The organism is Mesonia sediminis, assembly GCF_042684705.1.
In the GTDB taxonomy this organism is placed as follows: Bacteria; Bacteroidota; Bacteroidia; order Flavobacteriales; family Flavobacteriaceae; genus Mesonia; species Mesonia sediminis.
Genome location: NZ_JBHULZ010000014.1, coordinates 15,225 through 38,506 on the forward strand (window position 1 = coordinate 15,225; position 23,282 = coordinate 38,506).

A 23,282-nucleotide genomic window follows, 5' to 3' on the forward strand; every position below is an offset into this window, starting at 1 on the left:
TATGCTTTATTTATCTTCTCTAGTTAAAATTTCATCAATCATTCCGTACTCCTTTGCCTTATCAGCTTTCATCCAGTAATCTCTATCGCTATCTTGGTAAACCTTCTCATAGGATTGCCCACTGTGTTTGGCAATAATATTATATAACTCTTCTTTCAAAGTTAAGATTTCTTTAGCGGTAATTTCTATATCACTAGCTTGACCTTGCACCCCTCCTAATGGTTGGTGAATCATCACGCGTGAATGAGGTAATCCACTGCGTTTTCCCGCAGCTCCTGCACACAGTAGAACGGCTCCCATCGATGCTGCCATTCCTGTACAAATAGTGGCGATATCTGGCTTAATAAATTGCATGGTGTCATAAATTCCTAAGCCTGCATATACGCTACCCCCTGGCGAATTGATATAGATCTGAATATCTTTGTTAGCGTCTGCACTTTCTAAAAAAAGCATCTGAGCTTGAACAATATTAGCGATTTGGTCATTAATCCCCGTGCCTAAGAAGATAATTCGGTCCATCATCAAACGCGAGAAAACATCCATAGCCACCGCATTCATTTGTCTTTCTTCAATAATATTGGGTGTCATGCCTGTAGGCGGAGTAACAGCACTCACTATTTTATCGTAGTAGTTACTATTAATACCTTGATCTTTTAATGCAAATTTTTTAAATTCTTTTCCAAAATCCATAGATTCTCTTTTTTACTGAAATAAATCAGATTATTATTACAAAAGGCGTTAACCTCGAGAGAGATTTAACGCCTTAAATATACTATTTATTCTTGTTTTAAATTAGTTGTAAACCTCTTTAACAAAATCTTCATAGCTTAGCTCCTTTTCTTCCAAGTTAGCTTTTTCTTTATAAGTATCGAGCAACTTTTTATTTAAAACTTGTTCTGATAATTTCTTAACCTCATCTTGATTAGCTAAAACACGAGCAGTAATATCTTCTAAGTCTTTGTCTGAAGGATTCATTTGACCAAATTGAGCCATCTGCATTTTGATTCTGTCTTTGGTAAGGTCTTTAATTTCCTCTAACTCAACCTTCAAATCATTATCATTAATAATCTTAGCTTCAATCAATTGAAAACGAATTCCTTTTTCACTCTTGTCGTATTCTTCTTTTGCTTCCTCAGCAGATAATTCTTTCTCTCCACTGGTCATGATCCACTTCTGTAAAAATTCACCAGGCAACTCAAATTTAGTTTCCTCGATCAATTTTTCAGTCACATCATTAAGCAACTGCTGATCGCTTTGCTGCTCGAATTGATTCTCAGCATCTTCTTTGATCTTTTCTTTCAATTCTGTCACCGATTTCACCTGATCTTTCCCGAAAAGCTTGTCAAACAACTCTTGGTCTAGTTCAGCTGGTTCCTGTTTGTTCACCTCGGTAATTTCAAAACTCAACTCTACATCTAGGTCTTCTGCAGTTTCAGCATCCACTGCTAAAAATTCTGTCAAATCTTCTGTATTTTCAAATAAGTTTTTCGATTTTAAACTTAATTGATCACCTACTTTTGCCCCAATAAATTTTGCTGTATTGCGCTTTCCTTTAATTTTTTCAACAGGCAGCGTAGTCGTGTTTTCTATTTCACCGTCTTCACTTTTAAAAGTTCCTGCAACAAGATCTCCTTCTTCAACTTCATTCTTCGAAACCAATTTACCATACTGTTTTTGTATGGTTTTCACTTGGTTATCTATCATTTCTTCATTTGCCACTATTTTATAGTGAGTTACCTTGTTTTTAGTATTAAGGTTCACATCAAATTTTGGTGCTAAACCTAATTCAAATTCAAAAGCATAATCTTCTTTATCCCAATCAAAATTATCTTGAGCTTTTGGAAGCGGATTACCTAAAACCTCTAATTTCTCCTCATTCAAGTAATTATTCAATGATTCTTGAAGCAATTTATTTACCTCATCTACAAGAACAGCTTTACCGTATTGCTTTTTAACTAAGCCCATAGGCACGTGCCCTTTCCTAAACCCAGGAATATTAGCCGATTTTCTATAATCTTTTAATATCTTTTCTACTTTAGGCTGGTAATCATCTTTTTTGATTTCTACCTTTACCACTGCATTAAGCTCATCAATATTTTCTCTTGTGATATTCATGGTTGTTTTTTGTGAAAATTTGGTTGGCAAAATTACAATTTATTTGCCTGCCAACCAAGTTTTTATTTTTTTAAGTCAATTAAAAAAAGTCTCACTGAATTAACCTTGAGACTTTCTATGTTTCATTTAACAAAATCTATTTTTCAACCAAAGCATCGAGCATAGATTGCAAAATAGACAAACAAATACTAAACAGAAGCGCCCACCAAAATCCATCTACACTAAATCCATCTATAAGACCATCGGTCATTAATATTATAAATGCATTTATTACCAGTAAAAATAAACCTAGGGTTAATATTGTTACTGGTAAGGTAAGAATTACCAAAACAGGCCTTACGATTAAATTTAGAATACCTAATATTAAAGCCACAATAATGGCGGTCCAATAAGAATCTGTGCTCACACCCGGTAACAGATTAGCTAATAGTACTACTAAAATTCCTGTTACTAATAAGCGAAGTAAAAATTTCATAATATAAAGATTTGATTAAAATTAAAAAAGCGTCGCTATTGATGCGACGCTTTTATGAAAATTATAACGATATTTTTATTCTCCGATAGCAGGACCTCCGCTATAGTCTCCCACATTAAGCATTGGGATGTCTGAGCCATAAGTCTCTTTTAAAGATAAAATAATTTGATTAGCGATAAAAGCATTTCCTCTCGGAGTGAGGTGCACTCCATCTAACGAGAAAGCTCCTCCAGTGGCAAACGTACTGGTTATCAAACCACCATCAAAAGAAACTCCTCCATCGGCTACTTCGTTTAAAATAGCATTTACATCAACTAATGCCAAGCCTTTTGATGATGCAATGCCAGCAATGGTGGCATTGAAAGCCGCTGTAGCATTTGCAATATCTTCTTGTTCTGTAGGAATTAATACATATTGATCTTGCAACGGATAAGTAACTCCATTAACAGCCAATTGCGCTGCAGCTTCTCTTGGAAGACCTAAGCCCATCAAAACACTAAGATGCGATTCATTTAAGCTACCAATTACAGCGCTACTGGTAAGCACTAATAAGTCGTTTTCATTTGATTGTCTAACCTGACCAAATTGCTGAGCATATAAGTTAGCTGTTGCTGCATCTAAACCTCCTGCTTGTAAAACTTGAGCAAGCTGAGTTGATATATTTGGTATACTCTCATCATGTACTAAGACTCCGCTTGGCCCATCGCTGTTAAATTGTATAGCTCTTTCTGGAACACCCAAAAATGCAAACGCCTGATTCAATTGAGCGAATGTAGCATTTAAGACTGGTAGCTGATCGCCTAACAAAGCAGGTGTCAAGGGTGCAAAAGGAACCGTTGTAAAAAATGGAGTATCAGTCACGTTAGGGATATTTAATAATACTCCCGCGCTAGCCGAAGCCATTAAAGCTTCTACTTCTTGCGCATATACACTTGCAAAAACATTCGGGTCTGTTATATCATTGCTTCCATAAGTGGTAGGGTCTAAGTTACCCAACTGGTTTTCACCTACCCCTCCAGAGGTAGCGTAACTTAACACGTCATTATTACCGATCCATAAGCTAAAAAAAGTTGGATTTTGCGCTACAGCATCTTCTATAACACTAGCATTTTCTGATGATCTAAAACGAACAAAGTAGGGGTTTGCCTGCCCTGCAGAAACACCAGCAAGGTTTCCGTACCCGTTAGCTAGCAAATGAAATGATTTGGCCCCAGGAACTCCCATATTATTAAAAGGACCTGTTAGCGTATTAGTGATTTCGGTTGTTGGCTGACCTTCAATAGGAGTCGGTGAAGGATTACCGTTAACCAGCGATAAAGTTAATCGATTACTAGCAATGGTTTGACCGTTTAAGGTGATTCCACCTAGATTATCATTGGTTAAAGGCTGATTAAAATCTCCACCTCCTACAAATTCAAGTTGCTGAGCTAATAAGTTAGGAAATGAGTTTTTTTGACCTTGCCTGTATAGAGCACCATCGGCATAACCTGCGGTAAGCGAATTACCCACAGCGACATATTTAGCAAAATTGGCTTCTCCGCTACTATAAAAATCGCCGTCTTCTACAGATTTATCAAACTCTGGCTCACAAGCCACCAAACCTAATGCGGCAATTGCTACAAATTTTATATAATTTTTCATCTTTTTATAGTTTAAATGTTACTCCTAATCCTGCTAGGATTGCATTACTTTTATATGTACCTCCAAAAGGAACTTCTTGACCATTCTCTTGGTAATGATCGTAGCTTTCGTCTACCTCATCAAAACGTAAATAGGCTATAGATGCATCTATGGCTAATTTTTCTGTAATTTGATAAGATAGCCCTCCAGTAAACCCTGAAGAATCATTTCTTGGTGTTTCAGGCGCGAAGTAACCCGGCTGAACAGGTGATTCATCATAATAATACCCCGCACGTAAAGTTAACTTATCAAGAGCCTCATATTGTAAACCAAAACGGTATGTCGAAGCGTTTTTGTAATTTCTTGGATTTTTTGAGGTAGGAATATCTTCTGGGATAAAATCGATTGTTAGATCTTCATATACTCCCCAATATGCGCGGTTATAGTCAAATGCAAACAACCACTTATCAGCAAATTCATAAGATAAACCAATGGTCAATTCAGCTGGCATCGGTAAAGAAGCATTAAATCCAACAGTTCCGTTTTCAACTGGAGCCAAAGGTGAAGCTGGCACATTACTAAAAGTAGCCTCTCCATTCTCTGCATCTAGGATAATTTCAGAGCGATAATTAAAACCAATACGCAAATTATCGGTTGGATTAAACATCCAACTAGCTGACCAACCCCAATTAGAAACCCCTGAGGCATCCACCTCTACATTTGAGCGGTTGCCCTGTTCATCGGTTAAATTTCTATTTAAATTTCGATTAAAGTTAACACCTCCCGTAACATAAATAGGCCCACCTCCAATACTAAAATATTCTGATAATTTTAAAGAGATTAGTGGTTGTATATAAAATGCGGTAAGCTCAATATCATTAACTAAATGTGAACCTGCCCAATCTGTAGGCCATTCTACAGAACTACCGTATGGCGTAGTAACACTAACCCCCACACTTAAAAAATCTGTAACGGCATAAGAAGCATTAAAGTAAAATGGTGTTTTCCAAATTTTTTCTGTTTCTGAAAATTGACCCGTTATGGTGTTTTGCCATTTTACATTTGCATTTACGGCAGTTACACCAGCCGAGATATTTAGCTTATTTTCTAAATACACCAGTCCTGCTGGATTAAAAAATGCCAACTCCGCACTATTCACTACAGCAACACCTGTGTGCCCCATAGCTAGTGCGCGTTGACCTTGCGTACTAATACGGTACCCGCCCGCATAAGTTAGACTCACCGCAAATAAGAATACGGTAAGTGAAAGTAATTTTCTCTTCATAATTAAAAATGAATTAGTTTTTTCATTAACCCAAATTTAACACAAAATAAGAGAATTACAACTTTTTTATGATTTATTATGCGAGCATAGCAAAAATTACAAATCAGCGTTTTAAATACCTCAACACAGCTTGGTAAAACACATCTGGCTTTTCTGCATGTATCCAATGCCCAGCGTCTTTTATGGTAACCAATTGACTATAAGGAAAATATTCTCTAATCAAATCGCTATCTTTTGACCTAACATAATTTGAATTGCTTCCGTTAATAAACAAAACACTACCTTCAAACCGCTCCCCTTCTTCGAGCGCCGCACCAACATTTTCAATTTTACTTTTAAGTACCGGCAAGTTAACACGCAATTTTAAGACATTATCTTTACGGAATAAATTTTTAAGTAAAAATTGACGAACCGCCCAATCGTCGATAAATTCTGCCAGCTTTTTATCTGCATCTTGCCTAGAGGTTAATTTAGCATCAGCCAGCATCGTTAATCCTGCTAAAATGGTTTGATGATGCGGTTCATAATAGCGTGGTGCAATATCAACCACCACCAAATCTTTAATCAATTCTGGATAAGTAACCGCAGTTTTCATAGCCGTTTTACCACCCATAGAGTGCCCCATCAAAACAACCTTTTCTAGCTTATGATCGCGGCAGTAGTTTCTCACATCCTCCGCCAAAATGGTATAAGAAAACTCTTCTGAATGCGGACTACGCCCGTGATTTCTTTGATCTATAAGATGCACTTGATAACCTTCCTCTGCAAATTGCTTACCCAAGGTTTTCCAATTGTCTCCCATACCTAAAAAACCATGCAAAATTAGCAATGGCTCACCCTGACCTATAATATTTGCGTGTAACTTCATTTAAGTTTCTCTAAATATGATTTGACTACGTTTTCTAATCCGCTGTAAAGCGCCTCGGCAATTAAAGCATGGCCTATTGAAACTTCATCGAGATACGGCATTTGCTGCTTAAAAAAGGCTATGTTTTCTAATGATAGATCATGACCCGCATTAATACCCAGACCTAATTTCTTACCTATTGCGGCACAATCGGCGTAAGCAGCAATAGCAGCTCTAGGGTTTTTAGCGTAATTTACTGCATAAGCTTCTGTATACAATTCGATTCTATCGGTTCCCGTTTTAACAGCCGATTCTACCATAGCTGAATTAGGATCTACAAAAATCGATGTCCTTATGCCTGCGTCTTTAAATACTCTTATAACATCGCTTAAAAAAGCTTGGTGTTTCTGGGTGTTCCAACCGGCATTTGAGGTGAGCACATCTACAGCATCGGGAACTAAAGTTACTTGAGTAGGTTTATTTTCTAGTACCAAATCGATAAATTTTTGATTGGGGTTACCCTCGATATTAAATTCGGTTTGCACTACTTTACTCAGATCGCTTACATCTTGATAGGTTATATGCCTTTCATCTGGTCTTGGATGTACAGTAATTCCCTGCGCACCAAACTCCTCTATACGCTTGGCAGCCTCGACTACATTAGGCACATTTCCGCCTCGAGCGTTTCTTAAAGTAGCAATCTTGTTTATGTTTACGCTTAGTTTGGTCATATTTCTTAACTTTAGATGACAAAAATACAAAGTTGCAACGCATCTATGTGTTATAAATTAATTAATTTGCACCAAACATTAAGCTATGAAGCTAACGCAATACATAATTAACGACATAGGTTTACAACCCATATCACAAACTGTAGGAGCGTTTAAGGCGATTTTTAAAGAATTTACCTACACGCACTTACCGGTTTCTGAAAATGGGGTTTATATCGGATTAATTGCTGAAAATGACCTGCGTTGTTTTGATGAGACAAAATCGCTAATAGACTACAGATATGCCATAGAAAATGTTCATGCCGATTTTAATGAGAACTGGTTAGAAATTTTAGCTTACTTCGGTAAGCTTGAAACCAATTTGCTACCCGTTGTCAATCCAAAAGATCAAAATTACCTAGGCTATATTGAACTCATTGACTTGCTAAGTGTTTTTAGCACTACCCCTTTCTTGCAGCAAGAAGGTGCGCTGGTAGTAATTGAAAAATCGGCTCCTGATTATACCCTAAGCGAAGTAACCCAAATTGCAGAACAAGCCAACCAAAAAGTTTTAGGCCTTTTTATAAGTGAAATTGATTTAGACAAAGTACAAATCACTTTAAAAATAGCTAGCCAAAGTATTACCGAAGTTTTAGCTGCCTATAGGCGTTATGATTATCAAATTATTAGCTTACACCAAGAAGACCGACACACGCAAACTATAAAAGAAAGATCAAATTACCTTAAAAAATATTTAGATATATGAAAGTAGCTCTTTACGGACAATTTTACCATAAAAACTCAGGAAAATATATACGAGAATTACTCGATGAGCTTAGTAATCTAGATATTGAAGTACGAATAGAGGAAGAATTTCTTAAAATCATAAATCAAAATAAGAGCGTTGCCAAACAGTATACCCAATTTAAAACTTTTAATCAGCTCGACGGCAGCTACGATTTATTTTTTAGTATTGGTGGCGACGGTACAATTTTGCGCAGCGTACATTATGTAAAAGCATTAGATATACCCATTGTAGGTATAAATACCGGCCGATTAGGTTTTTTAGCAACCATTCAAAAAGAAGAAATAAGAGCCATGATTTTGGCTTTAAAACAAAAAGAATACACCGTTTCTAAAAGAGATTTACTTAGTGTTGCAACATACCCTAATAATCACAGTCTTTCTAGTATGAATTTTGCTTTGAATGAAGTGGCTATAAGCCGAAAAAACAGCACCTCTATGATTACCGTAGAAAGCTGGATGGACGATAAATACCTTAACGCATATTGGGCAGATGGTCTTATTATCTCTACTCCAACGGGTTCAACAGGCTACTCGCTTAGCTGTGGAGGCCCTATAATTACACCAGAAACCAAGGCTATTTCTATCACCCCAATAGCACCGCATAACCTTAACGTACGACCTTTAATAATACCAGATGACAAGGAGTTAAAATTAAGAGTGTCAAGCCGAGAAAATCAATTTTTGATTTCATTAGACTCGAGACTTACCACGTTAAATAACGATACCGAGATACATCTCAAGAAAGCAGATTTTCAAATAGGTATCGTATTACTCAATGAAAACAGTTTTATTAAAACCTTGCGTCAGAAACTATTATGGGGAGAAGATAAAAGGAATTTAAAACAATAAACTAGCCTATAATTTGTTAATCATAGAGGCACAAAATAGCTTAAAATTAACGTAGAGCAAACTTAATTTATATATTTGCAAACTTTTGAGATTCTATGAGATATTTAATCTTTTCATTTATATTGTTATACACCAGCCTAAGCTTGGCCCAAACCTATGAAATTGGTCCTATGCTCGGTGCAACCAATTATATTGGTGATGTAGGTGACACCCAATATATTGCTCCCAAAACCCTAGGAGCTGGCGGTATCTTTAAATGGAACCGAAGCAACAGACACTCCTTTAGATTTAGCCTTTTTCATTCAAAAATAAAAGCCAACGACGCAGACGCAAAAGAAACAAGGAGGAAACTAAGGGGTTACTCATTTAAAAATAAAATTACAGAAGCTTCCTTAGGTATTGAATACACCTTTTGGGAGTGGGATTTGCACAACTTAGAAGCTCAGTGGACACCGTACATTTACACTGGCCTTACAGGGGTGTTCACGCAAGATATGTTTGTAGATAGACGTAACAAAATAATACCAGAAGATAATAAATTCACTTCTGCAATACCTATGGTTTTAGGGGTAAAAGGAACACTATCTACCAAATGGATTTTAGCTTTTGAAATTGGTGCACGCTATACGTTTACCGATAATTTAGACGGAAGTAATCCAGAAGAAATAGATGCCGAAGATGTATATCCCAGCTTCGGAAGTGCCAACTCGAACGATTGGTATGTTTTTACGGGGATAACGCTTACTTATAGTTTTGGACGCAAACCTTGTTATTGTAAATTCTAATGGAGCTTTTTCACAACATAGACAAAGAAAGATTACCCAAGCATATCGCTATCATTATGGATGGCAACGGGAGATGGGCAAAAAACAAAGGATTATTGCGGGTTGCTGGACATAAAAGCGGAACAAAATCGGTAAGAGAGACGGTTGAAACCTGCGCAAAAATAGGTATTAAAAATCTTACTTTATTCGCTTTTTCTACAGAAAACTGGAATAGACCACAAATTGAAGTCAAAACTTTAATGAAATTACTGGTTTCTTCTTTACGGAAAGAAATCAAAACGCTTCAAGATAATAACATTAGACTTAAAGCTATTGGATGCCTAGATAGTTTACCACAAAAGGCCAAAGAAGAATTAAATGAAGTAATGCAACAAACCGCAGAGAACACCATGATGACGCTAACTTTAGCCCTTAGTTATGGATCCCGCGAAGAATTGCTCAGTGTAACCAAAAAAATAGCTCTCTTGGCTCAAGAAAATAAAATAGACCCCAACAAAATCACCGAGCAAGACATTAATGATCAGCTATATACCAACTTTATGCCCGATGTTGATTTATTAATAAGAACTAGTGGCGAGCAACGCATAAGCAATTTCTTATTATGGCAAATAGCTTATGCAGAATTATATTTCACACAAGTCTTATGGCCAGATTTTAGAAAAGAACATTTAGCAGAGGCCATATTAAACTATCAAAATAGAGAAAGAAGATTTGGAAAAACAAGTGAACAAATCAATTAAGATTTTAATGATAAAGAAATTATACCTTTTATGTTTTTGCCTTTTTGCAGTTTGGCAATCACAGGCCCAAGACATGGCCTTGGCTAATGGAAAAGAATATACCATCGGTAAAATAAGTGTTGTAGGAAGCACCAATTATAACGAACAAACGGTTATCGCCTTTATGGGGATTAAATCTGGTGATAAACTTTATATCCCAGGAGATAAAATAAGCGAGATAATAAAAAAGCTTTGGGATTTAGGACTGTTTAGTGACATCAACCTGTACGTGACCAACATTGATAATAATGTTGCCGATTTACAGCTAGAAATAAAAGAAGTTCCTGAACTGAATGAAGTAAAAATCAGTGGTCTTGACAAAAAGAAAAAACGAGAGGAAATCATTAAAGAAAATGATTTAAAACCAGGCACAAAGGTTACCGAAAACTTAATTGCCACCACGAAAGCAAGCATAGAGAACAAATATGCCGAAGATGGTTTTCTGTTTGCTAAAGTTAATATTCAAACCCGCACCATTAAAGATAGTTTAGACAACGACAAGGAAAAGGTTAACTTAGTACTGCGCATCAATAAAGGTGAAAAAGTAAAAATAAAAGAAATTGAAATTAAGGGCAATGAGATCTTTAGCGACGCTAAGATTAGACGCCAAATGAAAACCAAACAAAAGAACTTTTTACGCTTTTGGAAAAGGTCTAAATACATTGCCGAAGAATATAAAGAAAGTAAAGAAAAAATCATTAATAAATATAAAAGTAGTGGTTTTAGAGATGCGCGAATTGTAAATGACAGCCTGCGCATTTTGAATGAAGAAGAGGTAGCTTTAACGCTTGAATTAGAGGAGGGTAATAAATATTACTTTGGTGAAATTAGCTTTTTAGGAAACTCGGTTTACACCGACAAACAATTAAAAGCTGTTTTGGGTATTGCCAAAGGTGATGTTTATAACGGTGTGCTTTTAGAGAAAAAAATTGCTGACAAAGAAAGGCCAGATGCGGCAGATTTAACCAATTTATATCAAAATAACGGTTATTTATTTGCTAGAATTAACCCGGTAGAGACGCGAGTATACAATGATACTATCGATTTTGAAATCCGAGTGATGGAAGGAAAAATGGCTTATTTTGATGAAATTAGGGTTACTGGGAACGACAAAACCAATGACCATGTGATATACAGAAACATAAGAACCCGGCCAGGACAGGTTTATAGTAAGCAAGATGTGGTGCGAACAGTAAGAGAATTAGGAGCTACAGGTTTCTTTGATGCCGAACAACTTTCACCCGATTTTGATGTAAATCCGAGTGATGGTACGGTAGACTTAAACTTTAAAGTGGTTGAAAGTGGTGCAAGCCAAATAGAACTGCAAGGAGGATATGGCGGCGGTGGCTTTGTAGGTACCTTAGGCCTTTCTTTTAATAACTTTTCATTAAAAGGAATATTTGATAAAGATGCTTATAAGCCGCTACCTATGGGAGACGGCCAAACCCTTTCACTAAGAGCTCAAGCTTCGTCATTCTACCAAACCTACAGCTTATCTTTTTCAGAGCCATGGTTAGGAGGTAAAAAACCCATCCGTTTAACTACAAGTTTTTCACATACCAAACAATTTTACCGTGACTTTTTTGCTCGTGAAACCGATAGAGATCGCAGCTTCTTAATCACTGGTGGATCTATCGGCTTAGCTAAAAACCTTAAAGTCCCAGATGACTTTTTTGTGGCCTCTGTAGCCTTAAGTTTCCAACATTACAACTTGCAAAATTATAATATTGGATTATTTACTTTTCCCAATGGTACAGCAGACAACCTAGCTATAACTTTAGGTCTGAGCCGAGATAACACGCACACCAACCCTATTTTCCCAACAGGAGGATCTAAATTTGGCATAACCGCAAAATTAACGCCGCCGTATTCGGCTTGGAACGGTACAGATTACGCTAACCTTGCCAATGATCCTGCCTATCAATTACCCAACGGTCAACCAGATGTAGCCAAAATAGATCAAGAAAAGTTTAGATGGTTAGAGTATTATAAAATAAAATTTAATGGTGACTGGTACAATAAACTTATAGGTAAATTGGTGCTGAGAACCGCAACAGAATTTGGTTTTCTAGGAGCTTACAACAACGATAGAGGTATACCGCCTTTTGAGCGTTTTTACTTAGGAGGAGACGGTCTTGGTGGCTACAGTCTAGATGGTAGAGAAAACATCGCTTTACGCGGATATGGTAATCAAACGGTAGTACCTAGAGACAGAGAAGACGGGCTTACACGTGAAGATGGCGCTACCATTTACAACAAGTTTTCATTAGAGCTGAGGTACCCAATTACACTTAAACCACAAGCATCTATTTATGCATTAACCTTCTTAGAAGGAGGTTCGAGTTATGACGGATTTAAAGATTACAACCCTTTTCAATTAAACCGATCTGCTGGTGCGGGAATTCGAATTTTTATGCCTGCTTTTGGATTGTTAGGAATAGACTTTGGTTACGGTTTTGATCCCATCCCAGGAACTAACGGTGCCGCCAACGGTTGGGAAACCCACTTTATTATTGGACAGCAATTTTAATTTTGGCACGATATTTTCTAAATTTGAAATAACATGAGAAAAAACATAGTACTTTTTATATTCTTTCTTCAAGCAGGCTTTCTATTCGCTCAAAGCGGATTAAAAATTGCCTATATTGATATGGATTATATTCTAGAGAATGTTCCAGAATATCAAGAGGCAAACAACCAATTGGATGCAAAAGTTCAAAAATGGAGAGCCGAGGTGGAGCAAAAACTTAACCAAGTTGAACAAATGAAGCAGGCTTTAAAACAGGAAAGCCCTTTATTAACCAAAGAATTGATTGAAGAGCGCGAAGACGAAATCGATTATGAGGTTCAACAAGTGGTGGCATATCAACAAAAAAGATTTGGCCCTCAAGGTGATTTTATAACTCAGAAAAGACAGCTTATTCAACCCGTGCAAGATCAAGTCTTTAACGCTGTACAGGAGTATGCGATTAAAAGAGATTTTGATTATATTTTTGAACGGTCTTCAGATGCATTAATGCTATTTTCGGCTGACCGTCACGACATCAGCGATCAAATTCTTAAAATGATTGACAGACAGAGTCGTACAGAACGCAGGGAAAATAAAGGTGCAGATATTGCAGAAGACACGTATAAATCTGTTGAAAAAGCAAAAGAAGATAAGGCAGAAGAAGCTCAACGAGAAAGAGATCGCTTAACGCGAGAGAAAGAAAGAGAAAACCTGATTAAAGATCGTGAAAGAGCTAGAGATTCTGCACGAGCGGCTAGGCAAGCAGCATTCGAAGCAAGAAGACAAAAACTATTAGAAGATAGACAGCGAAGAAGAGATAGTTTAGACCGAGTAAGAAACAACAAAGAATAAATCCGCCGAAAGGCAAAAATTAAATAACCCAAAATCAAATTAATTAAGAAAAGATGAAACAATTTAAAACCGTATTTTTAGCTTTAACGCTTATGCTTGGTGCTTTGAATTTTGCTCAAGCACAAACTTCAAAAATTGCTCATATAGGAACACAAGAGTTAATTGAGTCTATGCCTGGTTATAAATCGGCGATGTCGCAATTAGAAAAGCTGGAGCAAACTTATCGTTCTGAAATAGACGATCTACTAAAAGAAGCGCAAAGCAAAAACCAGCGCTACCAGAACGAGGCTCCTACCAAAACAGATGAGGAGAATGCAGCTCGTGCAAGGGAATTACAAGCTACACAAGAAAAAATAGTTCAATTTCAACAAACAGCACAAAGGGAATTGCAAAAAAAAGAAACTGAATTACTAAGACCCGTGTATGAAAAAGCTCGAAATGCCATTCAAAAAGTAGCCCGTGCTAAAGGATTTGACTATGTACTTGATTCTACCACTGGAGCTGGCGGAGTATTGCTTGCAGATGGGTACAACTTACTTAATGATGTAAAGAAAGAATTAGGGATGTAAACCTGATTTATCAAATATTATTTTCTAAAGCGTTTCTATTTAAGAAACGCTTTTTTATTTTTACTACTTAACCAAGAAGTTGACGCAATGCAAAAAACGCACGCACCTATAGGTATGTTTGATTCGGGAATTGGCGGAACATCCATTTTCAAAGAAATTCATAAGCTTTTACCCCTAGAACAAGTGATATACCTCGCCGATAGCAAAAACGCTCCCTACGGGGCTAAAAGTCAGCAAGAGATCATTAATCTTTCTATTAAAAATACCGAATTGCTTTTGGAAATGGGCGCTAAAATAATTGTGGTAGCTTGTAATACCGCGACCACCAATGCTATAAAAGTGTTGCGTGAAAAATATAGCACACCCATTGTAGGCATAGAACCCGCTATAAAACCAGCCGCTTTAAATAGTAAAAATAAAACGATTGGTATTTTAGCTACAAAGGGTACTTTGGCAAGCGAGCTGTTTATAAAAACATCAGATTTGTACACGCGCAGCACTAAAGTAATAGAGGTGGTGGGCGAAGGCTTGGTACCTTTAATTGAAACAGGCGATTTACAACAGCCTGCCTTAAAGCAATTGGTTAAAGAGCTTGTTTCTCCTATGCTAAAAGAAAATATAGATTACTTAGTTTTAGGTTGCAGTCACTACCCTTATCTTATGCCCATTCTTAAGGAAATTGTTCCCCCATACGTGCAAATTATTGATTCAGGTCGGGCAGCCGCTCAACAAACAAAAAACTTACTTGAAAAGCTAAATTTACTCCGGCAAGACCGCGGTGAAAAATGTATTTTTTTTAGCAATAAAAATCCCCGGATTATAGAAGAAATTCTTCAATCCGAGGAGCGGTTTTTAGTTGGTTATAAAGATTTTTAGTAATTAATAGCAGGACAATTACAGTGGTACTTCTCTTTTCCTCCTCCGAAATTATATCCTAAAGTGATTTGATGAAAACCAGCGTTACTTAGCACGATAGAGTTAGCCTGATAGGTATACGTGTAAGCAAACATAAATTGGTTATAATTAACCCCTAAGAAGGGTGAAAAGTATTGTAATTTTTGATTTTCAACCGTAGCTGCACCATCTTCAGTATACTCAGCTCCATCTAAACTCCTTCTATAAGACAAACCTCCCCATAATTGACCAAAGTCAAATTGTCTATAAACTTTAAAGTTTCCGTCTACGGCAGCTTCTGCAGTTTCTTCTTTCATTTGAAACATTACCGAAGGTTCAAAAGACCAATCACTAGCATAAGGTGCTATGGTATAACCCAGGGTAAATAAATATTGACGCTGATTATCAGTTTCAAAATCTTCTGCAAAAATATCACGCTTTTGCGGAATTAGGTTTTTAACCGTTAAATGCGTAAAGAACTCAAGGTAATAGTAAGAAACACCAAAATCAATATTAAAGTAAGAATCTTGCTGCTCAATACCAGCTATATTAGGGTCTGAAGGATTGGTGCCACCAATCAAGTCGCTTTCATCTAGTTTCTCTTGTAAAACCCCAACACTTAAACCAAATGATAATTGATTTAAATCTACACGATCTCTAGAAAGTAATAAGTGATAGGCAAAAGTAGCATAAGCCCCTTGTTGAGAAAATCTACCGTTACTATCATTATATAAAATACCACCTAATCCAATGTTACTATCACTCAATCTACCATTTAAGCTCAGGGTTTCTAAAGTAGGCGCATCATCTACATCAAACCACTGTCTTCTTGCGGTAAGCCTTGCTTTAGTAAGTAATCCTGCTCCTGCCATAGAGGGGTGCATTAAATACATATTATCTGTAAGGTAATCACTGTAAACGGGAATTCCTCGTTCTTGACTAAAGCCTAATAATGAAAAGGCAAAAAATACAAAAACTAAATAGGTTTTATTAAACTTCATATTCATTTAGGGTGTTGTTGCTCCAAATTAAAACAAAATGCAAGTAAGTAAAAAATTTATTTTGGCTTTTTTTTAAAATAAAATTAACACTACTCTTAATTCAACGTGAATTTTTAAGCTTTTATTGTTTATAGCTATAAATTATAATTGGGTAAATATATTGAATTCATAGTATTTCTTTTAGTATTTTTGTATGAAATTTAAAGCTATGGAAAATTATACTATTGAAATACAAAACACCTCAAATCCAGATATACTAAAATTTGAAGCCGATCGGTTTTTGGTCAATCATAAATCCTACGAATATAACAATATTGATGAGGCCAAAGACTCACCTTTAGCTCAAGCTCTTTTTCATTTACCCTTTGTAAAAACGGTTTATATTGCTCAAAATTTTGTGGCAGTTAAAAAGTTTAATATCGCACCCTGGCCAGAGATTCAAAATGAATTAAAGGCTAAAATAACCGATTTATTAAACCAAGGAACGGCAATTGTAAATGATAAAGACCAAAATGAAAAAATTGCAATTACGGTTTATGCCGAAAGTACCCCAAACCCTGCTGTTTTAAAATTTGTTGCAAACAAAAAGCTTGTACTCCAAAGCAATGAGTTTAAGAATATAGATGAAACCAAAGATGCCCCACTACCTCAGGCACTTTTTCATTTCCCCTTTGTTAAGGAAGTATTTCTAGATGACAATTATATTTCGATTACAAAGTACGATATTGCAGAGTGGAATGAAATCACCTTAGAATTAAGGGAGTTTATTAAAAACTATTTAGAAGAAGGCAAACCAGTTTTAAATAACGAAGTAAAGCATAGTGAGGCCAAAAATGCTACAGAACAGCCAACAAGCCAAACACATGTTTCAAAAGATTTAGATTCTATATCAAAGCAAATAATTGCTGTTCTAGAAGAATACGTGAAGCCGGCTGTAGCCAGTGATGGCGGTAACATTATGTTTGACTCTTATGAAGCTGACACAAAAACGGTGAAAGTTATCTTACAAGGTGCTTGCAGTGGTTGCCCTTCATCTACTATTACACTAAAGAATGGTATTGAAAACGTATTAAAGGAAATGCTACAAGATAAAATTGGCCGTGTAGAAGCTGTAAATGGCTAATACCGTAGGCTCAAAAGATATAAAAATTTAAAAAGGAGGCTTACACAAGCCTCCTTTTTAAATTTCAACCTTTAACTGCAAATCTACAGCTCTCTTTTAGCGTCTTGATAATAGTCATCAAAAAGTTGTAACAGATTCATCGTAGCGCTGATCAAATCTTTTGTTTCCAATAAAATACCAAAATATAATTTAGTGTTCTTAGGGCTCGTTTCTGAGGTTCTGATGCGATTAATTTGCTTTTGAATTAATTCAGACACCTTGTCCATTAACTTCTGCTTTTCTTCCAGAATTCGGTTAATATTTTCAAACGAATGACTATCGAAGGTTTCAATGATATCATCAAAAAGCACCTGCATATCCCGATCTACACTTTTTAAATCTCTAATTTGATTAAACTTCAGGTTTTTATGATTATTGTTTACGTGTTTGTAACTTGATTGTGCTATAAGACCGATAGACTGTACCATGTCTTGCAAATAGTCTAAAAATAAGATATAGAATTTACTAGCTTCAACCGAGTTATCTTCTAAAGACTTAATAAAATAGAAAACATTATCTTTCAACTCTTCCACTTCTCCATCAAGCTCATTCAAACGTTTCTTATCTTTTTTAAGTTTACTCAGATCGTGATAACCCAAATGGTTTATGACCTTACTGTATCTTTTATTAATACCTTTAATTACATTCGAAACATTTTGCGAAGTCTCTTGAGTAATTTCATTAATAGTAATGATATCGCTTCTGTTAAATCGTTTTTTACTTTGTTCCAGTCTCTTTTTACGATTATGAAGAATTGCTCCCCGAACGATTAAAAACACTGCTAGTCCAACTAATAACGAAATGGCCACCATACCTCCGTACCATATCACCATGGCGAAAATCGCAGCTGCCACAAAAGCTACCAAGGCAGTAACAAACCAACCGCCAACTACATTTATTACTCCTGCCACACGATAAACCGCACTTTCACGATCCCAAGCTCGATCAGCTAACGAAGTACCCATAGCTACCATAAAAGTAACGTATGTAGTAGACAAGGGTAGCTTAAGGTTGGTACCTATTGAAATTAAAATACTAGCTACCACCAAATTCACAGAGGCCCGAACCATATCAAAAGCAGGCGCATCAATTCTTCTGTCATTCAATAACTCCTTTGGCTTTTGAAATTTAGATTCGATACTGCTGGTAACACGATTAGGTAAAATATGGGTGATACTATTACTAATAATTACCGAATACCTTACGATAACCCTTGAAAGGCTATTCGGTTCAAAACGCTCGGCTCCATCTCCCTGTCTAGAGAGATTTATACCCGTATCTACTACCGCCCGAGCTTTACTCGAGAACCATAAGGTGATAACCATAATAGCTCCAGCGCCAATCAATAGTACTTCAGGAGTTTGCACCGCGCCAGCCAAGCCTATCATATCTAATTGCCCTGGTGCTTGCCCACTGGCCATCCAAATATCGTAAGATTGCCAAGCCGCAATAGGAACCCCTATAAAGTTAACCAAGTCATTTCCTGCAAAAGCCAAGGCTAGTGCAAAGGTTCCTATAACAATAATCGCTCTCAGGATATTTATTTTGAAGAAACTCATCATTAACTGCGAAACAAGTGTCCAAAACAAAAAACTAATTCCTATTATTATCAAGGTTTGGTCGTTTACAAAATCTTTAACCGACCCCGGAATAAAGGAGATGCTTTTCATCCCTTTAATAAAAATAAAATAAGTGATCGCTGTAATAGATACCCCTCCAAAAACAGAACCTACATATTTCATTTTACGTTCAAACTGGAAAGAAAACACTAGACGCGATAGGTATTGAACTATTGCTCCTACTGTAAATGCAATGAGCACAGAGAGCAAAATACCCATAATTATCTCTAAAGCCTTTGCCGTGTTTATATAATTATAAACTAGATCAAAACTCTGAGATTGTTCGTATAATTTGATGGCAGCCACACTTACAGCAGCGCCCAACAGCTCAAATACTATTGATACCGTGGTTGACGTAGGCAAGCCCAAGGAGTTGAAGAAGTCGAGCAATAGTACATCGGTAATCATGACTGCTAGAAAGATGATCATGATTTCATCAAAATAAAATTGACTAGGATCGAAAATTCCTTTTCTTGCTACTTCCATAAGACCACTTGAAAAGATTGCTCCTACGGCCACCCCTATACTAGCTACAATCATAATTGTCTTTAGGGAAATAGCTTTTGAACCAATGGCCGAATTTAGAAAGTTTACAGCATCATTACTTACCCCCACTACTAAATCTGTAATGGCTAAAGCAAATAATATAACTAAAACAATAATGTAAAAAGTTTCCATAAATTTGTTTACCTAATTGGGTGCAAAATTCCTGCTTTTATTTTTAATTACTTATCAACCCAATGTTACCAAAACATTAATTTTCAATTTACCTTCTTCCCGAAAAAAAATAATAATTATGATCAATTTTAAATCCAATAACCTCAAAAACTCCAATAGCCCTTATTTAAAACAACACGCCGACAACCCGATAAATTGGCAAGAGTGGAGTAATGACGTATTAAACTATGCTATTGAAAAAAATAAAATGCTGATAATTAGTATAGGTTATACTACCTGCCATTGGTGTCACGAAATGGAAAAAGAGGTATTCGAGAACAAGGAGGTAGCTAAATTTATGAATGAACATTTTGTTGCTATAAAAGTAGATCGTGAGGTTCATCCCGAAGTCGACCATCTCTATATGCAAAGTCTGCAGCTTATGATTAAGCAAGGGGGTTGGCCCCTAAATATTATAGCCCTACCCAACAAGATGCCAGTTTGGGGTTGTACATTTTTAAAAGCGAAACCATGGTTAAGTGCCTTAATGCAGATAAATGCTTTGTTTGAAAAAGATCCTAATTCGATGCAAGAATACGCAGACACCTTAAAGGATAGTATATCAAAACTACAGCTACCTAATACAAGTAATAAGGGGTTAAAAAAAAAGGTAGATTTTAAATTGCTTTTAAATAAATGGAAGAATCAACTCGATTACACCTATGGAGGTGACTTGGGCATCCCCAAGTTTATGATGCCTAACCAGCATTTATTTTTACTGAGATACGCTCATATTTCCCAAGACGATAATTTGAATAATTATCTGAAATTAAGTTTAAAAAAAATTGAACGCGGAGGAATCCATGATCATATTGAAGGTGGGTTTTCACGCTATGCTCTAGATCAAAATTGGCATGTCCCCCATTTTGAGAAAATGTTATACGACAACCTTCAACTCATCGATGTGTACCACCAAGCTTATATAGTATTTCAAGAAAAATCCTTTGAAAATACATATAAAAAAACACTCGCTTTCATTGATCAGCAATTGAGTGATAGTGATTATTTATGGTTTACTGCTCTAGATGCTGACAGCCTTAATATGAAAGAAGAGCGCGAAGAAGGAGCTTATTATACTTGGAAAAAAGATGAACTTCAAGAATTGCTTAAAGAAAAGTACGATTTATTTGCCAGTTACTTTAACATCAACCCTAAAGGATATTGGGAGAATGGAAAATACATTTTATTTAAAAGTCAATCCATTTCAAGCCTTGCAAAATCATTTAATTTATCGAAGTTAGAGGCAGAAAAACAAATAAACGAATGCTTACAAACATTAAAAGCCAGCAAAGCAAAAAGAGCAAAACCACAGCTTGACCATAAAAAAATGCTATCCTTAAATGCTATGGCCATTACAACCTATCTAAATGTTTATAAAACTACACAAGAACAATCACTTTTAATTCGATGTCAAAAAGCCATAAATAAAATACTCCGGCTCACTTATGACGGTACTAGACTTTATAAAGAATTACACGAGCACCAACATAAAAAAGCAGGTAGCCTAGAAGACTACGCGTTTTTTATTCAAGCTTTACTTACAATGCATGAAATTAGTCTAAAACCTAATTATTTAGACATTGCTATAAAGCTAATCCAATTTTGTTTTGAGAACTTCAAAGAGAAGACCGATATCTTTTTCAATTATGCCGAAATTCATAACGAAGATTTATTTGTAAAACCAATTGCTTTGCGCGATAACGTTGTCCCTAGTGCCAATGCTATTATGAGTGAGAATCTACATAAACTAGCATTGCTTACGGGCAAAACTGCATATCAAGAACATTTTGAAAAAATGCAGGATAGCATCTTTTCAGATTTTATGCACTCTCCTAGCGACTATTCTCAATGGCTGCAAAACCAGTTGAAACGAGATTTTCCGTTTTTTTTGGTGAAAACCAACGAAAATTTATGGTCTGCGTTTAGCAAAAGAAAAGCACTTATTAACTTTTACCGTACGACAAATACAAGCAAAGCAAGCGCAAAGAACGCAGTAAGGGAAGAAGTATTAATCTGCACAGAAAAAGCTTGCCTCCCATCTGTATCAAATCTACAGGAAGCCTTAAAGCTCTTACTGGGTAATAATTATTAACAAAAATTAAACGAATAAAAATTTTAAAAAAGCACTTTGTTTCATATTATGCGACAAACAAAAAATTAAAATATGGAGAATATTACTGAATTTGAAAATTACGCGAAAGAGTATATCGATAAAATAATCGATTTCTTACCAAATTTATTAGCCGCAATTGTCATCTTAATTATTGGATGGTGGCTTTCTAAAGTGATTGTTAAATACGTACGGAAAATTTTAAGCAAAAAAGACTATGGTATTGCGTTGGAACAATTTCTAACCAAAATTATTGAATATACGCTTAAAATCCTTGTGTTCATTACAGCTATTAATCAAATCGGTATAGAGACCACTAGTATAATTGCAGTTATTGGTGCTGCTGGTTTAGCTATTGGTTTGGCCTTACAAGGCTCTTTAGCTAATTTTGCAGGAGGTGTAATTATAGTTATTTTAAAACCTTTTAGAATAGGAGATTGGATTGAGGCTCAAGGTGTTTCTGGATCTGTAAAAGAAATCTCTTTATTTTATACAAAGATTAATACATTCGGAAATCAATTGGTAACGGTACCTAATGGCCCTTTAGCCAATGATAACATTACTAACTACACTGTTGAAGGAAAGCGTAAAGATGCTATTACTATAGGTATTTCTTATGATGCAGATATAAAACAAGCTAAAGATATTTTAGAGAATCTTATGTTAGAGCAAGAAAATATTATGCGTGATCCTGCACCACAAGTAGTTGTAACAGAATTAGCCGATAATTCAGTTAATTTATCTTTGCGTTTTTGGGCACTCAATGAGCATTTCTGGGATTGTCACTGGTATACCATCGAAGAGGCTAAAAGAAGATTAGATGCTGCCGAAATTGGTATTCCTTACCCGCAGAGAGACATCCATATTATTAGCAAACCTGAATAAGGAATTACCCTAATTTAAAATCTTTCAAATAAAATGGTTCAAAATAAGCGACGTCCTCTACGTCGCTTATTTTATATTTTCGCATAGCCAAAATACCTACTTCTTTTGCAGAGGGTTGTGCTTCAACAAAAGTAAAATTATCTTTAGACTCTATCTTTTCGGACAACTTACTTGTAGCTTCTCCTAAAAATAATAGACGCTGTCTCTTTTCATCTTGAAAAGAATTTGATTCAATTATTAAAGCTTCAACGGGTTTAATTGTTGTTAAGCCAGTATCTGATTTCGAATTCACCGAATAAAAACCGGCATAAATTTCCATTCGGCGAGCATCTAGGCAGGATATAACTTTATCTACCTCTCCATGCGTTTCTTTATTATACTGCATAGCTAGGGCCTCTAAAGTATCAATGGCAATAAGCGGAACATCTAAGGCATAACACAAACCTTTAGCCGCCGACACCCCAATTCGTAATCCAGTATATGACCCTGGACCTTTACTTATGGCTACTGCATCTAAACTTTTTAATGAAAAACCATTGTCTTCAATTATTTTCTGAATAAAAGTATGAAGCAATTCAGCATGGGAATATCCAGGAGTGCGATCTTCGATTAAATCTATTAACTTCTCATCCTTCCACAACGCAACAGAACAATTGGTAGTTGTTGTTTCTAATGCTAATAATAATGCCAAT

Annotated in this window: 21 protein-coding genes; 11 read left to right on the top strand and 10 right to left on the bottom strand. The window is 36.0% G+C overall.

Annotation, left to right across the window (positions count from 1 at the left end; all coding sequences use genetic code 11):
* Positions 1-6 precede the first annotated feature (6 nt).
* The 7 genes from clpP to ACFSQ0_RS02710 all read right to left on the bottom strand — a co-directional run bounded on the left by clpP (position 7) and on the right by ACFSQ0_RS02710 (position 7,073).
* Positions 7-690, bottom strand: coding sequence for an ATP-dependent Clp endopeptidase proteolytic subunit ClpP (clpP, locus tag ACFSQ0_RS02680; protein ID WP_379043748.1), 684 nt, complete (start codon positions 688-690; stop codon positions 7-9).
* A gap of 102 nt (positions 691-792) precedes the next feature.
* Positions 793-2,115, bottom strand: a complete 1,323-nt coding sequence (tig, locus tag ACFSQ0_RS02685; protein WP_379043751.1) for a trigger factor — start codon at positions 2,113-2,115, stop codon at positions 793-795.
* 136 nt (positions 2,116-2,251) lie between these two features.
* The gene (locus ACFSQ0_RS02690) at positions 2,252-2,590 is read right to left on the bottom strand and encodes a phage holin family protein (RefSeq protein ID WP_379043754.1); all 339 of its coding nucleotides are present in this window, start codon (positions 2,588-2,590) and stop codon (positions 2,252-2,254) included.
* A 75-nt stretch (positions 2,591-2,665) separates the two neighbouring features.
* Entirely contained in the window at positions 2,666-4,231 is a 1,566-nt protein-coding gene (locus tag ACFSQ0_RS02695) for a G-D-S-L family lipolytic protein (RefSeq protein ID WP_379043756.1), read from the bottom strand.
* Between the two features lie 4 nt (positions 4,232-4,235).
* The gene (locus ACFSQ0_RS02700) at positions 4,236-5,495 is read right to left on the bottom strand and encodes an OmpP1/FadL family transporter (protein ID WP_379043759.1); all 1,260 of its coding nucleotides are present in this window, start codon (positions 5,493-5,495) and stop codon (positions 4,236-4,238) included.
* A gap of 103 nt (positions 5,496-5,598) precedes the next feature.
* Positions 5,599-6,363 carry an alpha/beta fold hydrolase gene (locus ACFSQ0_RS02705; RefSeq protein WP_379043762.1) on the bottom strand — a complete coding sequence of 255 codons (765 nt, stop codon included), beginning with the start codon at positions 6,361-6,363 and terminating at the stop codon, positions 5,599-5,601.
* Positions 6,360-7,073: a pyridoxine 5'-phosphate synthase gene (locus ACFSQ0_RS02710; RefSeq protein ID WP_379043765.1), complete on the bottom strand. Its 714-nt coding sequence runs from the start codon at positions 7,071-7,073 to the stop codon at positions 6,360-6,362. The genes ACFSQ0_RS02705 and ACFSQ0_RS02710 overlap by 4 nt, the downstream gene beginning before the upstream one ends.
* An 85-nt stretch (positions 7,074-7,158) precedes the next feature.
* On the opposite strand from ACFSQ0_RS02710, the gene ACFSQ0_RS02715 reads away from it, so the two are divergent.
* From ACFSQ0_RS02715 to murI, 8 genes are all read left to right on the top strand, one after another.
* A complete protein-coding gene (locus ACFSQ0_RS02715; protein WP_379043768.1) occupies positions 7,159-7,818 on the top strand; it encodes an acetoin utilization protein acuB in 660 nt (219 codons plus the stop codon).
* Positions 7,815-8,708: an NAD kinase gene (locus ACFSQ0_RS02720; protein WP_379043771.1), complete on the top strand. Its 894-nt coding sequence runs from the start codon at positions 7,815-7,817 to the stop codon at positions 8,706-8,708. Before ACFSQ0_RS02715 ends, ACFSQ0_RS02720 begins: the two co-directional genes overlap by 4 nt.
* Before the next feature lie 95 nt (positions 8,709-8,803).
* Positions 8,804-9,493, top strand: coding sequence for a type IX secretion system protein PorG (porG, locus tag ACFSQ0_RS02725; RefSeq protein ID WP_379043774.1), 690 nt, complete (start codon positions 8,804-8,806; stop codon positions 9,491-9,493).
* Positions 9,493-10,233, top strand: coding sequence for an isoprenyl transferase (locus tag ACFSQ0_RS02730; RefSeq protein ID WP_379043777.1), 741 nt, complete (start codon positions 9,493-9,495; stop codon positions 10,231-10,233). The genes porG and ACFSQ0_RS02730 overlap by 1 nt, the downstream gene beginning before the upstream one ends.
* Positions 10,234-10,240: 7 nt before the next feature.
* The gene (locus tag ACFSQ0_RS02735) at positions 10,241-12,802 is read left to right on the top strand and encodes a BamA/OMP85 family outer membrane protein (protein ID WP_379043780.1); all 2,562 of its coding nucleotides are present in this window, start codon (positions 10,241-10,243) and stop codon (positions 12,800-12,802) included.
* A gap of 33 nt (positions 12,803-12,835) precedes the next feature.
* Complete coding sequence (locus ACFSQ0_RS02740) at positions 12,836-13,633, top strand: OmpH family outer membrane protein (protein ID WP_379043783.1); 798 nt, start codon at positions 12,836-12,838, stop codon at positions 13,631-13,633.
* A gap of 53 nt (positions 13,634-13,686) precedes the next feature.
* On the top strand, positions 13,687-14,202 hold the full coding sequence (locus ACFSQ0_RS02745) for an OmpH family outer membrane protein (protein ID WP_379043786.1): 516 nt from the start codon (positions 13,687-13,689) through the stop codon (positions 14,200-14,202).
* Between the two features lie 87 nt (positions 14,203-14,289).
* Positions 14,290-15,078 carry a glutamate racemase gene (gene murI, locus ACFSQ0_RS02750; RefSeq protein WP_379043789.1) on the top strand — a complete coding sequence of 263 codons (789 nt, stop codon included), beginning with the start codon at positions 14,290-14,292 and terminating at the stop codon, positions 15,076-15,078.
* Here the strand turns inward: murI and ACFSQ0_RS02755 are convergent.
* Complete coding sequence (locus ACFSQ0_RS02755; protein WP_379043974.1) at positions 15,075-16,097, bottom strand: PorP/SprF family type IX secretion system membrane protein; 1,023 nt, start codon at positions 16,095-16,097, stop codon at positions 15,075-15,077. The two genes, murI and ACFSQ0_RS02755, sit on opposite strands and share 4 nt — an antisense overlap.
* 208 nt (positions 16,098-16,305) lie before the next feature.
* On the opposite strand from ACFSQ0_RS02755, the gene ACFSQ0_RS02760 reads away from it, so the two are divergent.
* Positions 16,306-17,220 carry a NifU family protein gene (locus ACFSQ0_RS02760; protein ID WP_379043792.1) on the top strand — a complete coding sequence of 305 codons (915 nt, stop codon included), beginning with the start codon at positions 16,306-16,308 and terminating at the stop codon, positions 17,218-17,220.
* 83 nt (positions 17,221-17,303) lie between these two features.
* Here the strand turns inward: ACFSQ0_RS02760 and ACFSQ0_RS02765 are convergent, their stop codons facing one another.
* Entirely contained in the window at positions 17,304-19,556 is a 2,253-nt protein-coding gene (locus tag ACFSQ0_RS02765) for an inorganic phosphate transporter (protein ID WP_379043795.1), read from the bottom strand.
* Positions 19,557-19,674: 118 nt separating this feature from the next.
* Here ACFSQ0_RS02765 and ACFSQ0_RS02770 point away from each other — a divergent pair, with 118 nt between their 5' ends.
* Positions 19,675-21,687: a thioredoxin domain-containing protein gene (locus ACFSQ0_RS02770; RefSeq protein ID WP_379043797.1), complete on the top strand. Its 2,013-nt coding sequence runs from the start codon at positions 19,675-19,677 to the stop codon at positions 21,685-21,687.
* A gap of 72 nt (positions 21,688-21,759) precedes the next feature.
* Positions 21,760-22,590 (top strand): mechanosensitive ion channel family protein, encoded by an 831-nt coding sequence (locus tag ACFSQ0_RS02775; RefSeq protein WP_379043799.1) that lies wholly within the window; start codon positions 21,760-21,762, stop codon positions 22,588-22,590.
* A 4-nt stretch (positions 22,591-22,594) separates the two neighbouring features.
* On the opposite strand, the gene tsaB is transcribed toward ACFSQ0_RS02775, so the two are convergent.
* A complete protein-coding gene (gene tsaB, locus ACFSQ0_RS02780; RefSeq protein ID WP_379043800.1) occupies positions 22,595-23,281 on the bottom strand; it encodes a tRNA (adenosine(37)-N6)-threonylcarbamoyltransferase complex dimerization subunit type 1 TsaB in 687 nt (228 codons plus the stop codon).
* Between the last annotated feature and the right edge of the window lies 1 nt (position 23,282).